Origin of the sequence: Caballeronia sordidicola (genome assembly GCF_000729995.1) — a bacterium.
GTDB lineage: Bacteria > Pseudomonadota > Gammaproteobacteria > Burkholderiales > Burkholderiaceae > Caballeronia > Caballeronia sordidicola_A.
In genome coordinates this window covers 179231-193146 of record NZ_JNFG01000201.1, presented here as the reverse complement: position 1 = coordinate 193146, position 13916 = coordinate 179231, and the positions used below count along the sequence as shown (strand labels likewise).

12 protein-coding genes are annotated in these 13916 nt (G+C 58.8%); 8 read left to right on the top strand and 4 right to left on the bottom strand.

Annotated features, from left to right (window positions below; all coding sequences use genetic code 11):
• Positions 1-36: 36 nt before the first annotated feature.
• The 3 genes from FH08_RS0139600 (at position 37) to FH08_RS0139585 (ending at position 4669) form a co-directional block, all read left to right on the top strand.
• The gene (locus tag FH08_RS0139600) at positions 37-1287 is read left to right on the top strand and encodes an NAD(P)/FAD-dependent oxidoreductase (protein WP_031363653.1); all 1251 of its coding nucleotides are present in this window, start codon (positions 37-39) and stop codon (positions 1285-1287) included.
• A gap of 463 nt (positions 1288-1750) precedes the next feature.
• Entirely contained in the window at positions 1751-2857 is a 1107-nt protein-coding gene (locus tag FH08_RS0139590) for a porin (protein ID WP_035568445.1), read from the top strand.
• Positions 2858-3124: 267 nt separating this feature from the next.
• Positions 3125-4669, top strand: coding sequence for a methyl-accepting chemotaxis protein (locus FH08_RS0139585; protein WP_031363651.1), 1545 nt, complete (start codon positions 3125-3127; stop codon positions 4667-4669).
• Positions 4670-4757: 88 nt separating this feature from the next.
• Here the strand turns inward: FH08_RS0139585 and FH08_RS0139580 are convergent, their stop codons facing one another.
• Together FH08_RS0139580 and FH08_RS0139575 are read right to left on the bottom strand one after the other, a co-directional pair.
• The gene (locus FH08_RS0139580) at positions 4758-5759 is read right to left on the bottom strand and encodes an alpha/beta hydrolase family esterase (RefSeq protein WP_031363650.1); all 1002 of its coding nucleotides are present in this window, start codon (positions 5757-5759) and stop codon (positions 4758-4760) included.
• Between the two features lie 43 nt (positions 5760-5802).
• A complete protein-coding gene (locus FH08_RS0139575) occupies positions 5803-6222 on the bottom strand; it encodes a CopG family transcriptional regulator (RefSeq protein ID WP_031363649.1) in 420 nt (139 codons plus the stop codon).
• 374 nt (positions 6223-6596) lie between these two features.
• Between FH08_RS0139575 and FH08_RS0139570 the strand changes: the two genes are divergently transcribed.
• From FH08_RS0139570 to FH08_RS54530, 3 genes are all read left to right on the top strand, one after another.
• Entirely contained in the window at positions 6597-7478 is an 882-nt protein-coding gene (locus FH08_RS0139570) for a manganese catalase family protein (RefSeq protein ID WP_031363648.1), read from the top strand.
• 297 nt (positions 7479-7775) lie between these two features.
• Complete coding sequence (locus FH08_RS0139565) at positions 7776-8054, top strand: hypothetical protein (RefSeq protein WP_031363647.1); 279 nt, start codon at positions 7776-7778, stop codon at positions 8052-8054.
• Between the two features lie 89 nt (positions 8055-8143).
• A complete protein-coding gene (locus FH08_RS54530) occupies positions 8144-8368 on the top strand; it encodes a type II toxin-antitoxin system RelE/ParE family toxin (protein ID WP_152603043.1) in 225 nt (74 codons plus the stop codon).
• Positions 8369-8424: 56 nt separating this feature from the next.
• On the opposite strand, the gene FH08_RS0139555 is transcribed toward FH08_RS54530, so the two are convergent.
• The gene (locus FH08_RS0139555) at positions 8425-9738 is read right to left on the bottom strand and encodes an MFS transporter (RefSeq protein ID WP_235210647.1); all 1314 of its coding nucleotides are present in this window, start codon (positions 9736-9738) and stop codon (positions 8425-8427) included.
• Between the two features lie 168 nt (positions 9739-9906).
• Positions 9907-10635 (bottom strand): FadR/GntR family transcriptional regulator, encoded by a 729-nt coding sequence (locus FH08_RS0139550; protein ID WP_031363645.1) that lies wholly within the window; start codon positions 10633-10635, stop codon positions 9907-9909.
• 345 nt (positions 10636-10980) lie between these two features.
• On the opposite strand from FH08_RS0139550, the gene FH08_RS0139545 reads away from it, so the two are divergent.
• Together FH08_RS0139545 and FH08_RS0139540 are read left to right on the top strand one after the other, a co-directional pair.
• A complete protein-coding gene (locus FH08_RS0139545) occupies positions 10981-12099 on the top strand; it encodes a 3-deoxy-7-phosphoheptulonate synthase (protein ID WP_031363644.1) in 1119 nt (372 codons plus the stop codon).
• 326 nt (positions 12100-12425) lie between these two features.
• The gene (locus FH08_RS0139540; protein WP_031363643.1) at positions 12426-13889 is read left to right on the top strand and encodes an amino acid permease; all 1464 of its coding nucleotides are present in this window, start codon (positions 12426-12428) and stop codon (positions 13887-13889) included.
• Positions 13890-13916 lie beyond the last annotated feature (27 nt).

Here is a 13916-nt window from a genome sequence, read left to right as displayed (position 1 = left end):
GGTATAGAAAATGAATTTTGAAGCAGGGGTACCTCGATGAGCACGCATGCAGCTTTTTCAGGCAATACAGAGACCTTCGACGTGGTGGTCATTGGCGGCGGCGCTGCGGGTATTGGCGTGACAGCGAGCTTGCTGCGCCGGCGGCCCGGTCTTCGCATCGCGGTCGTCGAGCCAAGTGACCGGCATTTCTATCAGCCTGCATGGACGCTGGTCGGCGGCGGTGCTTTCAACATAGACAACACCGTGCGGCCGATGTCGTCCGTGATGCCCGAACAAGCACACTGGCTGAGAGCCAGTGCGACCGCCATTGAGCCCGAGCACCATCTCGTCCGTCTCGATGATGGACGAGTCATCGGTTATCGGCACCTGATCGTCTGTCCCGGCTTGCGGCTCGCATGGGAAAAAATCGCAGGTCTGGAAGACACACTGGGCAAGAACGGCGTGACGTCGAATTATCGATTCGATCTTGCGCCGTACACGTGGAAACTGGTCAATGAGCTCAAGCGCGGCAAAGCGCTCTTTACGCAGCCAGCCATGCCGATCAAATGCGCCGGCGCACCACAAAAAGCGCTGTACCTGTCCTGCGATCACTGGCTGAGGCAGGGCGTGCTCGATCATATCGACGTCGAATTCAATCTTGCCGGCGATGTGCTTTTTGGCGTCGCTGCGTTCGTGCCGTCGTTGATGAAATATGTCGAGCGTTATCACGCTTCGCTTGCGTTCGGATCGAATCTGGTGAGTGTGGACGGCGATCGCCGGATCGCTTCATTCAGCATCAAGGACAATGCCGGCAGCGTAGTTTGTATCGACAAGCCATTCGACATGCTGCATGTCGTCCCGCCTCAGCTTCCCCCTGACGTGATAAGCAATAGCGTGCTCGCCGACAAAGCCGGCTGGTGCGAAGTCGATCACGCCACGCTCGTGCATCCGCGTTATCCGGATATCTTTGCGCTCGGCGACGCCTGCTCAGCGCCCAATGCGAAAACGGCCGCAGCGGTTCGGAAGCAGATTGTCGTGGTGGCGGAAAACTTGCTGGCCGCGCGGGAGAGCCAGCCTCTACCCGCGCGCTACGACGGCTACGGCGCATGTCCGCTGACGGTTGAGAAAGGCAAGGTCGTACTGGCAGAATTCGGCTATGGCGGGAAGCTGCTGCCGAGTTTCCCGCTCGACCCGACCGTGCCGCGCGCCCTCGCCTGGCATCTGAAGACGGTCGTCCTTCCGTGGCTTTACTGGAACGGCATGCTGAAGGGCCGGGAATGGCTCGTCAATGGCTCGCCGGGCCGCTGAAACCGTGAGCATGAGCGCGCCGTCACTCTTAACATTCGTCACGTGAACAAGCACCGCACTCGGCGATCGGCGCTCGTGTTGGCGCGACGCTCGCGCTGACCGGTGCGGGCGGTGCACCGTGCGCGCGTGCTGATTGGGCATGCGTTCGCGAAACGCCTGAGTGCGCCGCGACTGCAACAGGGTTTTACAGTGATCGCAGGGTTTATCGCCTTCAGCCCGGTGATAAGGCTGGTGATGAAACACGTTTGAACGCTCACAGAAGAACGTCAAGCGGAAACTCGGAATTCTCTTAAAGCTACATACATAGTTATCCAAAATAAAATTTGGCGATCTTATCACATGGTTCTTCAAATATCGAATAGACAAAATTTGACACGCCATCCACTCGCTTTTCTACCTTTGTTGTACTAAGTGTATGGCCTCTAAATCAATCCACCCCTAACCTTCTAAACCGGGCGTTTTTATGATTAAAAGAATTGCTGCGATCATCCCGATCATGGTCACTGCCTCCGTGGCGCATGCCCAGAGCGCGGTGACGCTATACGGAATTGTGGAAGACGGTGTCGATATAGTGAGCAACGTGCAGGGCAGTCATCTGGTCCAGCTTGCATCCGGCGTAACCGCGGGCAGTCGCTGGGGCGTGCGCGGCACTGAGGACCTGGGCGGCGGCCTTTCCTCAATCTTCCGCCTCGAAAGCGGCTTCAACCTCAACTCGGGAAATCTCGGCAGCGGTCTTGCATTCTCACGTAACGCTTATGTGGGTCTTCAAAGTGAACAGGCGGGTACGGTGACGCTCGGCCGCCAATGGGACTCAGTCGTGGATTTCGTTGAGCCGTATACGCTCAACGGCAACATCGGCGGTTATTACTTTGCCCATCCGAACGACATGGATAACACCGACAACGGCTTCCCCATCTCGAACGCCATCAAATATCGCAGCCCCACCTTTGCCGGCTTCACCTTCGGCGGACTGTATTCACTGGGAGGTCTCGCCGGGCAGTTCTCGAACAACTCCACGTTCAGCGCGGGCGCGACCTATGCCGCGGGACCAGTCAGCGCAGGCGTGGGATATCTGCGCATCAACGATCCGGGTGCCTCGACGCAGGGTTACCAGAACTATCCAGGCTTCACGAACGCGGTCTATGGCGACTTCCTGGCCGCCGCCCGTGCGCAGAAGGTGCTGGGCGTTGGGGCTTCATATCAGGTGCTCGCATCGCTGCGCGTGCTGGCCGATTTCACGAATACAATTTTCCAGCAAGGCAGCGCGGGACATGATGCAACGTTCCAGAACTACGAGTTGTCGGGCCTGTTCAACCCGACGCCCGCTGTGACCATCGGCGCGGGTTACACCTACACCACCGGCCGCGATCATGCGACCGGCGCGCAGCCCAAATATAACCAGTTCAACCTGACCGCTGAATATGCGTTGTCGAAGCGGACATCGGTGTACGTGCTGGGCGTGTTCCAGAAAGCTGCGGGCGACGCACAGGTCGCCCAGATCGCCGGCTTCAATCCTTCAAGCAATCAGAAGCAGGCAGTTGGACGCGTGGGAATCCGCAGCAGTTTTTGATTCGACGATCTGACCACTTTCGGTTAAGACGATACGTATCCGGTTGCGCTGCCAGGCAGTGCAACCGGATACGCGGCTATATGCGTCGCACACTCTTATCATCTGACAAATACACGGCGTGCTCATCTGACTGTCTACGGGTTATCCCACCCCTACATTCCGCCACCACTTTGCCGTAAAGATGTCAGGCATAGCGTTCGGCAACGCCCGACGCCGCACATTCAAACAAACGGTTCAACATTAGGCGACGGCGCAAACATGAAGAAAATGACATTGAATCAGAAGCTCGGATCGATGATCGCCGTGCTATGGCTCGGACTGATAGCGATCGGTTTTATAGGGGCGTGGCAAAGCCGTTCGTCGACCATGGACGATCGCCGTGAACAATTGAAGGCGCTGGTTGCCGAAGGCATCAGCGCCACGGCGCATTTCCAGAGTCTCGCCGCGAACAAGACAATCTCCGAAGACGAAGCGAAAAAACGCGCCCTTGAAGTGCTTTCTTCGATTCGTTACGGCACGGATGGCTACATCTCGGTCAACGACTCGCAGTCCACGATGATCATGCATCCGATCAAGCCGGCGATGAACGGACACAACTTCGCGAACTTCACCGACCCGGCGGGCAACAAGCTCTTCGTCAATATTGTCAACGCCGCCAGCTCGACGCCCGATGGCGGTTTCGTCAACTATTTGTGGTCAAAGCCAGGCAGCGATACGCCCGTGCCGAAGATGAGTTTCGCGAAGCACTTCGTACCATGGGACTGGTTCATCGTGACCGGCATGTACACGGACGACATCGACGCCGCGTTCTACGCGAGCGCATTGCGCTGGTTTGCGATCACGGCCGTGCTCGGCGTGCTCGCGTCGTTGGTCATGCTGCTGGTGTTACGCAGCATCAAGCGTGAACTCGGCGGCGATCCGTCGATTGCTGTGAGCGCGGCGCAGCGCATTGCGCGCGGTGACTTGACCACACGCGTACCGCTTGCCGACGGCGATTCACATAGCCTGATGTTCGCGTTGAGCGAGATGCAAAGCGGTCTGGTCGAAACCGTCACGCGGGTGCGCACCGGGACCGAGAACATCAACGTGGGGGCATCGGAGATTGCAGCGGGAAATACCGACCTGTCGCAACGCACCGAGCAGCAGGCCGCCGCATTGGTACAGACCGCGTCGAGCATGGACGAGATGACGGCGAACGTGAAGCAGAACGCCGACAGCGCGACGCAAGCCGCCAAGCTCGCCGGAGAAGCCGCCGATGTAGCCCAGCGCGGCAGCGGCGTGGTCGAGAAGGTCATTCACACCATGACGCGCATTACGGAAAGCTCGAAGCAGATTGGCGACATCATCGGCGTGATTGACGGCATCGCGTTCCAGACCAACATCCTGGCGCTGAACGCGGCTGTGGAAGCGGCGCGCGCCGGCGAGCAAGGCCGCGGGTTTGCGGTGGTGGCGGCGGAAGTTCGCAGCCTCGCACAACGCTCCGCGACTGCAGCGAAGGAGATCAAGGCGCTGATCGGGACATCGACGGAGACGGTGAAGGAAGGCGCGTCGCTGGTGTCGAACGCCGGCGCGACGATGGGTGAAATCGTGAGTTCGGTGCGCCGCGTGAACGAGATCCTCGATGAAATCAGCCACGCTTCGAACGAGCAGAGCGCGGGCATTGAACAGGTGAACCGTGCAGTGGGTGAAATGGATCAGGTGACCCAGCAGAACGCTGCGCTGGTGGAAGAAGCGGCGGCGGCGGCACATTCGTTGAAAGATCAGGTCGATGTGCTGCGTGAAGCGATCGGGAGCTTTTCGCTGCCGGCTTGAGTTTTACGATGCAACGATGAACGAAAGGGCCATTCGTGGCCCTTTCGTCTTGAATCCGTAGACACTATGTTGTCGAAGGTGCTACCGGTCAACTTTGCAACGGATGATCGAGGAAAAAGCGCATCATGACCGCGCTCGCATCCGGACCTGTTGAATCGGTGTACGAACCATTTGCGCTACCTCCAGCCCAGGCGTGCGGAGCGCCATGGATGCGCCACAACTCGGCATCAACGCCGTCCGTTGATTTCAGCCGCTCCACCGTGCTCTTGCGCTTGCCCGCTTCTCCTTGAGAAGTCTCGTCGAAGACGACGGCCTGAGCGCCGAAACCGCGCAACAACTCAGCCGCGTTTGATGGATGCACGGTTGCGTCGGCATCGCCATGAAAAACAATCAGCGGTCGCTTCGGTAACGCCGCGCGGGGAGTGCCGGGTGACTTTCCACCTCGCATGGCCGCCAGCGCCGATTGCAAATCATGGGCCGCCCCCACTGCCAATCCTGAATGCACACACGCCGCGGCATACAGATCCGGATACGCCTGGATCATGATGGCAGCCATCGCCCCGCCCGCCGACAATCCGGCCACGAATACGCGCGCCGGGTCAACTGCGTGCTTCGACATCACTTCTCGCGTAATGCCTGCGATCAGAGCCGGTTCGCCGCTGTCACGTCGCTGATCGGCGGGCTTGAACCAGTTCCAGCACTTCGATGCGTTCGCCCCCTGCGGCTGAACCGGATACACCACGATGCATCCTTCCCGCTCCGCGAGCGCGTTCATTTGCGTGCCCGCGGCGAAGTCGTCGGCGTCCTGCGTGCAGCCATGCAGCATCACCACCAGCGGCAGCGGCCGGCCGCTGTGGTGCCTCGGCACGTAGAGCTTGTAGCTCCGATGACCGGCGGCATTGGTGAACGTATGAGTCGTGAAGGTGCCCGGATACGTGACAGCCGGGGCATCCGGATTCGTTTGAGGCGTGGTTTGAGCGTGCGCCCCAAGCGCACGCTGCAGCGCCGCCGTCGCTTCCTTCGGACCGCGTGAGCGCAGCAGCTTCATTGCATCCTGCATCGAATGCAGAAATCCTTCGTTGATTTTCATTATCTTTCCCTTTGTTTTTCGCAATTTTTATCTACAAGCATCCCTAAGCAATCCGTCCAGCTAGCGCTGCCTTCACCGCAGGCGAGGCATGAAAAGCGCCGAGCACGACGATCGATGCAATCGTGTCCAGCGCCAGTTCGGCGGACACGTCGGCAGCAATGCTCGCAAGTCCCAGCACCTGAATGTCGAACCGTTCACCGGCCGCGCGCGCCGCTTCAAGATCGGCCTTGGAAAAGTGCTGCATACCCAATACCAGCGCGCGGCGCGTCACCGTTTCGCTCACGACCTGAGAGTGTGTCGCGAGTTGATTCCGGATAGCCGTGCGAATCAGATCCGTGCGGTTGGAGTAAAAACCCTCCTCCACCAGCAGGTCGATCTGCCCCAAGTCCACAGGACCCAGGTTGATCGTGATCTTCTCCGTCTCACCGCCCTTCGGCCTAAGCACCTCAACCTTTTGTATCATCTAAACCATCCCTTAACCATCCAATTAGATGGTTATAGGCTGGTTTTTGCAGTGCGTCAAGGTTTTTTGCCGATTCAGTGCGGTCTGCAGAAGTTGAAAATCCGGACGAGACACATCAGGAACGGCCCATGCTGAAGTTGTCGTCGCAATCCTTTTATCTCGCGGCGAAATTGCCGCTTGTACGCCAGAGCATTTCGCCGCTCTGAGGCCCGGGCGCCCAGGGTTGGGTGCGACGCGGTTTTGCAACGCGTTGCTGTTCGGAGCAATTCGCCACCTTCGTTCTGTTTTTTCATCGCGATGATTTCGCGTGCTTGTGCACGTCTGTCGCGTGGGTGAAAAAAGCCGAGCGATCAATGATCCAAGGAGTACTACCCATGTTCATCCATAACAAACGGCTGCAATACACCGTCCGCGTCGCCGCACCCAATCCTGGTCTCGCCAACCTGCTGCTCGAGCAGTTCGGCGGTCCGCAGGGCGAGCTTGCCGCAGCCTGTCGGTACTTCACCCAAGCCGTGGGGGAGGACGATCCGGGCCGCAAGGACCTGCTGTTCGATATCGCCACGGAGGAACTGAGCCATCTGGAAATCATCGGTTCAATCGTTGCGATGCTAAACAAAGGCGCGAAGGGACAACTAGCCGAAGCGGTCGAGCAGGAAGCGGAGCTGTACCGGTCGATGACTTCCGGCGGCAACGACTCGCACACCACCGCCCTTCTCTACGGCGGCGGTCCCGCACTCACGAATTCTGCCGGCGTGCCGTGGTCGGCAGCGTATATCGACACCATTGGCGAACCGACTGCCGATCTGCGCTCGAATATCGCGGCTGAAGCGCGCGCCAAGATCGTGTATGAGCGCCTGATCAATGTCACCGATGACCCCGGCATTCAGGAAACGCTCGGCTTCCTCATGACGCGTGAAATCGCGCATCAGAAGTCCTTCGAGAAGGCGCTGCATTCCATCCAGCCGAATTTCCCGCAAGGCAAGTTGCCGGGTGTGCCGGAATTTACAAGCGTCTACTACAACATGTCGCAAGGCAGCGAGCCGCCGGTACGCGGACCGTGGAACGAAGGCGGCGACTGGAAGTTCGTGGAAGATCCGCAACCGGCCGTGGATGGCGGAGATGGACTGGCGACCGTGGGGGTATCGGCGGAAGACGTGGATGTGTTGCAGGCCATGGCCGCGCGCACGGCATCGGACAAGAGTTCGGATCCGACCACCGGCGCTGATCTTGGATCGGGGCAAGCGACGGCGGTTTGATTGTCTGAGAGGCGTGGCGTTCGTGATCAGGAAAAGTCCGGCACGCCGCGGATCAGGTTGGCTCCCCTCTATGCCATTGCAGCGTGCCTGATCAAGCCTCGCCCGCTTGCGGCGCACCTCAAGTTGAGCAGGAGCGAGGGCGGTTCCAACCTGCGTTGGGGCCGCCCCGTTGCATGATCATGATCAATTATTCACGGAAAAAACAGCTCGCCTGGTAGTACGTTCAGCGAACGCCCAATCGACATGAAACCAAATTTAGTCTAAATGTAGACTCATACTAAACCGTTGAGATCCAACATGAAGCTCTCCAATAACAAAGCCAACAGTTATCTCAAGAGTCACGCGACGAGGATTGTGACGGAACCCATGAAAACACATCTGCCTCCGATCATTACTCAAAATGAGGGAGCGAAACTGGCAGTGGAAGACATCAGTACGTTCGATCGACAGCGGCAAACAAATGCCCTGCTCTGCATCCTGGCATTAGGCCAAAACGAGATTGCAGGGGGTAAATTTTCCTCTGCCGCTGACGTCTTTGCCGAGTTGGATAGCCCCGATGAAGAGGATAAGGAATGAATCTCATCATCCTCGCCTCGGCCAAAAGAGATTTGGCTGATCTGCGGGGTTGCGTCACCTGACACAAACCGAAGGGAACTTGGAGCGAGATTAAGGCACAGCTGAGGAACAAAATTTCTCAGATTGAAGATTTCCCCTTATCGGGCTCGCGTCCTCCAGAGCTACTCGGCTATCCAGATCGATACAGGCAAGTCTTAACCAATCAGCAACGCATCATTTATGAAATTGCGGGCGACCAGATATTTATCCACGTAGTCTGCGGACAAGCCCAGGATCTGGAAGAGCTCCTCAACCAGAGATTGCTCAGCGTCTGACGCTAAGCGAAACATACGCGGCCGCCATCAGGCAACCGGAAGGTTCGTCTGCGTCGTTAAACAACCACTCCCCGCTCCGGCACCACCCGCCGCACCATGAACCAATAAAACAGTGCGGAACACCCCGCAATCAGCCCGCCTGAAATCAACGCGATCGAATACGAGCCGGTTTTATCGACGATAAATCCCGCCACTACCGGCGAGAACGCGCCGCCAAAATAACCGCCGAAATTCTGGATTGCGCTGACGGAGGCGACCATCGATTTGGGCGCAACGTCCGACGCCAGCGCCCATGCAGCGCCAATAATCGCCGCAAGGAACGCAAGTCCCAGCGTCATCAGCGTGATGGTGACGCCAAGCGAATCAACAAAAGGAATGGCTACCGCAGAAGCCGCCGCACCGATCGCGCAGATCACGATCCACATGCGCTTGGCATCGATAGGCGTGGCCATGCCGCGATCGACCATCTTCTTGGTCAGATACCCCACGATGATCTCGCCCACCGCACCGCCGATCCACGGAATGCTCGCGTAGATGCCCAGTTGTACGAACGATATGTGAAAGCGATCAAGCAAATACAACGGCAGGAACACGAGGAACAGATTCCACAACCAGATCGCGCAAAAATAGCCAAGGATCATGCCCCAAACGCTACGGTGCGTGAAGAGCCCGCGCCACTCGTGCGTCGAATTGCTGATCGACCGCTCGCGGCCGCCGCCGCCCGCTTCTATATAAGCAAACTCCTGCTTCGAAAGCCGCTTGCTCTGCTCGGGATTTCGATAAAGGAACAAAAATACGATGGCAAACGCGATGCCGACAAACCCGGCTACATGGAAGAGCGAGCGCCATCCAAACGCGACCATCAACGCAACCAGCACAGCGGGCGCAAGCGCGGGTCCCCATTTCGATGACGAATCCCAAATGCCCGTGGCAAACCCGCGCTCCTTCATCGGGAACCACGCGGCTGTGATCTTCGCCGAAGTGGGCCAGCACGGCGCTTCGCCGACCGCCAGCAACGCACGCATCACGAGCAGCGCGCTGACCGATCCGACCACGCCCGTCATATAGGTCGCGACGCTCCACCAGATCATGGCAATGGCGTAAGCCTTCTTCGCGCCAAAACGGTCGATCACCCATCCTGCCGGCAATTGCATCACCGCGTAGGTCCACGCGAACACGGTGCCGAGCAAGCCGATCTGCGTGCGCGAAAGCCCAAGTTCGCGAATCATTTCCGGCGCCGCAATGGAAAGACTCGCGCGGTCGATGTAATTGATGATGCCGCCCGCCACCAGCCAAATCAGCACGGTCCAGCGAAAATTCATACCGGTACCGGCAGCTACTCCAACTGGAGATACGAGCTTGTCAGCCACATCCGTCTCCTCGTCTACGCGAAGGGACGGCCTCGATGGACGCCCTCTTATGGGTTTCTAATAGTCACACTATATTTCGCATTGAAAGCAAGAGGCAGCGGCGTAAACCCGCACAGATCCGTTAAATAGTCTTACTATATTACTCAGCAATGGCAGACTGAACGACGACTACGCGCGTCGCATATCGCCCTCTTCAAGCACGCTGTCCGCATCCACCCGTGCGCTTTCGAGTTGCACCAGACTCGCTTGCCGCGCGCCCAGCGGATCGCGGCTTTGAATGGCCGTGAGAATCGCCTTGTGCCGGGGCAAAGAGAGCGCGTGAGTATCGGGATGACGGCTGGTCAGGCGAATGGATTCGGACAACGCGAGCGACAACATATTGCCGATGTACGCCAGCATGTCGTTATGAGTAGCCGCCATGATCGCGCGATGAAACTCCAGGTCGGGCTCGAGTAATTCGGGCGCGCTCGAGGCCGCTTCCATGCGCGTGTAAGCCTCCTCGATCCGGGCAAGATCCTCGCAGCTCCCGCTTGTCGCCGCGAGCGCCGCAGCAGCCGGTTCAATGATGCGCCGCACGGTGAGCAGCGACCGGAAGAACTCGCCTTCGGGCACGCTGGCGAGCGTCCAGTGGAGCACGTCGGGATCGAGCATGTGCCAGTCGGCGCGCGGCCTGACGACACTGCCGACCCGCGGCTTCGACACCACCAGTCCCTTTGCTACAAGCACACGCGTTGCCTCCCTCAGGACCGGGCGGCTCACGCCATAGGTCTCGCACAGCAGCACTTCGGCGGGCAGCCGTTCACCGGGAGCTACCTTGCCGCCGACGATATCCATGCCGAGATCCTGCACGATGCGCCCGTGCATGCTTTTGCCATGCTGGAGATGTCGATAGTCCATGTTCAATGAAAGATAAGCTTCGGTCCTGACCAACTGACCAACTGACCGACATAAGCACAGCATAAGTACGGCGATCAAAAACTCAAAATAGTATGACTAAATTGAGGGTAAACGTGCTCGTGTCGTTTTTATCGAAACAAGCTTTGGCATTACTTCAATAGAGAAGATCTGTGCCGGAACGTCGCTGATCACGCAATGAGTCGTGAACACAGCTCACCAGGCTGCTGCAGGTCGAGCAAAACCCGCTTCTATCTCGTCGCTCATTTTGCTCTATCTGGTCACCTGCATTGACCGGCCCAAATGCGATAATCATGGGCTGTCACCCTGTTTCCGGAGAACCATCCCATGAGCCGCCTTGACAACCCTTATCACGACCAGGAGGCTGGCCGTGCCGACTCGACGCAAGATACGACCCGAATCGACGACGTCCGCATCGGCGCCGTCCGTCCGCTGATATCGCCTGCGCTGCTGCAAGACGACCTGCCCGTGCCGCTCGCGGTGCAGACGCTGGTTGAAAAAAGCCGCGTTGAAATAGCCGACATTATTCAAGGCCGCGACGACCGGCTGGTCATTGTCGTCGGACCGTGCTCGATCCACGACCATGACCAGGCGCTTGAATACGCGCACCTGCTGAAGGCCACCGCTGACGAACTGCGCGACGACCTGCTGATCGTGATGCGCGTATATTTCGAAAAACCGCGTACCACCGTGGGCTGGAAGGGTTACATCAACGACCCGCTGCTCGACGGCACGTTTCGTATCAACGAAGGCCTGCGCCGCGCACGCCAGTTGCTGCTCGACATCAGCGGTATCGGCTTGCCAACGGGCACCGAGTTTCTCGACTTGCTGAGCCCGCAGTACATTGCGGACCTGATTGCGTGGGGCGCGATTGGCGCACGGACGACAGAGAGCCAGAGCCATCGGCAACTGGCTTCGGGCTTAAGTTGCCCGATCGGTTTCAAGAACGGCACCGACGGCGGCGTGCAGATCGCAGCGGACGCCATTGTCGCGGCCCAGGCAAGCCATGCGTTCATGGGCATGACCAAGATGGGCATGGCTGCCATCTTCGAAACCCGCGGCAACGCGGACGCACACGTGATCCTGCGCGGCGGCAAGAAGGGGCCGAACTACGATAGCGAAGGGGTCGCCGCCGCCTGTGCCGCACTCAAGGACGTGGGACTTCGCGAACAGGTGATGATCGATTGCTCGCATGCGAATTCGGGCAAGTCGCATCTGCGCCAGATCGAGGTAGGTGAGGACATCGCGCGGCAACTGAGCGGCGGTGATCAACGCATTATTGGCGTGATGATCGAAAGTCATCTGGATGAAGGCCGGCAAGATCTCAAGCCCGGGGTGCCGCTGCGTCGCGGCGTCTCCATTACCGACGCATGCCTCGCGTGGACCCAAACCGAACCGGTACTGCAAACGCTCGCTGCTGCAGTACGTGAGCGCCGCAAGCACTGATGCTGATTCAATACGAGGCTCGGCGAGCCTCGTTTAACGTTGCATTGCCGCAAACCCATCGCGTGCTCACGTGATGATCGAACCGCCCATCGCATTAGACCTGCCACGCCTGTCTTGCACCCTCACCGGTGCAAGATAGGGACATTGCTTAGCTTCCCATTAAATTTCATTCGGCATAGACTTAATCCCGTCAGCGTCATTCACTCATTGCAGTGAGTCGTCGCGAGTCGTCTTGCATCAAGCGTTTTCGTAGTGATCCGCAAGTTGAGCCGGGGCTGCGTCCCGTTCAATTCGTGCCCACCAACGTACGACCGAGGCGACACATCATGGCTGACACGAGTTACATGGCGCGTAAATCCGTTGCGGATATCGTCAAGAGTGCTGAAGGCGGCGAGCGCCCGCTAGCGAAGACCCTAGGCGCACTCAGCATTACGGCAATGGGCATTGGCGCCATCATCGGCGCCGGCATCTTCGTGCTGACAGGCACGGCCGCCGCGCAGTTCGCGGGACCGGCCATCATCCTGTCATTCATACTAGGCGGTATTGCGTGCGCGTTTGTCGGCCTGTGTTATTCCGAACTCGCGGCCATGCTGCCTGTCTGCGGCAGCAGTTACACGTACACGTACGCCACCCTGGGCGAGGTGTTTGCGTGGATCATCGGCTGGGACCTGATCCTCGAGTACGCCATGGGCGCGTCCACCGTTGCGGTCGGTTGGTCGGGTTATATCGTCAGCCTGCTGCATAACGTGGGTATTTCTTTTCCACCCCAGATGGCGGCGGCTCCCGGCACCATGGTGAAGCTTGCCGACGGGACGTCTGTGGCGGGAATCGTCAACCTGCCGGCCGTCTTCATCGTTGCGATCCTCACGCTCTTGCTGGTGATGGGAACCAAGGAGTCGGCGCGGCTCAACAACGTCATGGTCGCGGTCAAGCTGTTTGTCGTGGTGGCATTTCTAGCGCTGGGCGTGTTCTTCGTGCATCCCGCGAACTGGCATCCGTTTATCCCGGCGAACACTGGCGAGTTCGGCAACTTCGGCATGAGCGGAATCCTGCGCGGCTCCGCAGTCGTGTTCTTTGCGTTCATTGGATTTGACGCGGTGTCGACCTGTGCCCAGGAAGCAAAAAAACCTCAGACCGACATGCCGATTGGCATCCTCGGGTCACTCGTGATCTGCACGATCCTGTACATCGCGGTGGCGGGGGTGCTCACCGGACTCGTGCCTTATGGCGAACTGAACGTGCCCGACCCGATTGCGAAGGGCGTGGACGTGATTGGCCTCACCTGGTTCTCCATCCTCATCAAGATCGGTGCACTGACCGGTTTGACGACCGTGATCCTCGTGTTGCTGTACGGACAGAGCCGCATCTTCTTCACGATGTCGCAGGATGGCTTGCTGCCAGGATTGTTCGCGCGGGTTCATCCGCGTCTCAAGACGCCTCACCTCAGCCAGTCCATGATCGGGCTGGTGGTCGCTATCGTCGCGGCATTCACGCCGATCAGCGTGCTGGGCGAGATGGTGAGTATTGGCACCCTGTTCGCCTTCGTCCTGGTATGCGGCGCGGTGATCTATCTGCGGCGCAGCGACTCCGGTGCGAACCGGCCGTTTCGTGTCCCGGCAGTGCCGATCGTACCCATTCTCGGCATCCTGTTCTGCGTGCTCCTGATGACCGGCCTGCCGCTCGTCACATGGATGCGGCTCGTCGTCTGGCTGGTGATTGGGCTCGTCATCTACTTCTCGTATGGACGCAATCACTCGCGGCTGCGGCATCCGGAGCGGCACGTGGGATGAAGCGGCGCTTCGCTCGACGCTGACCAG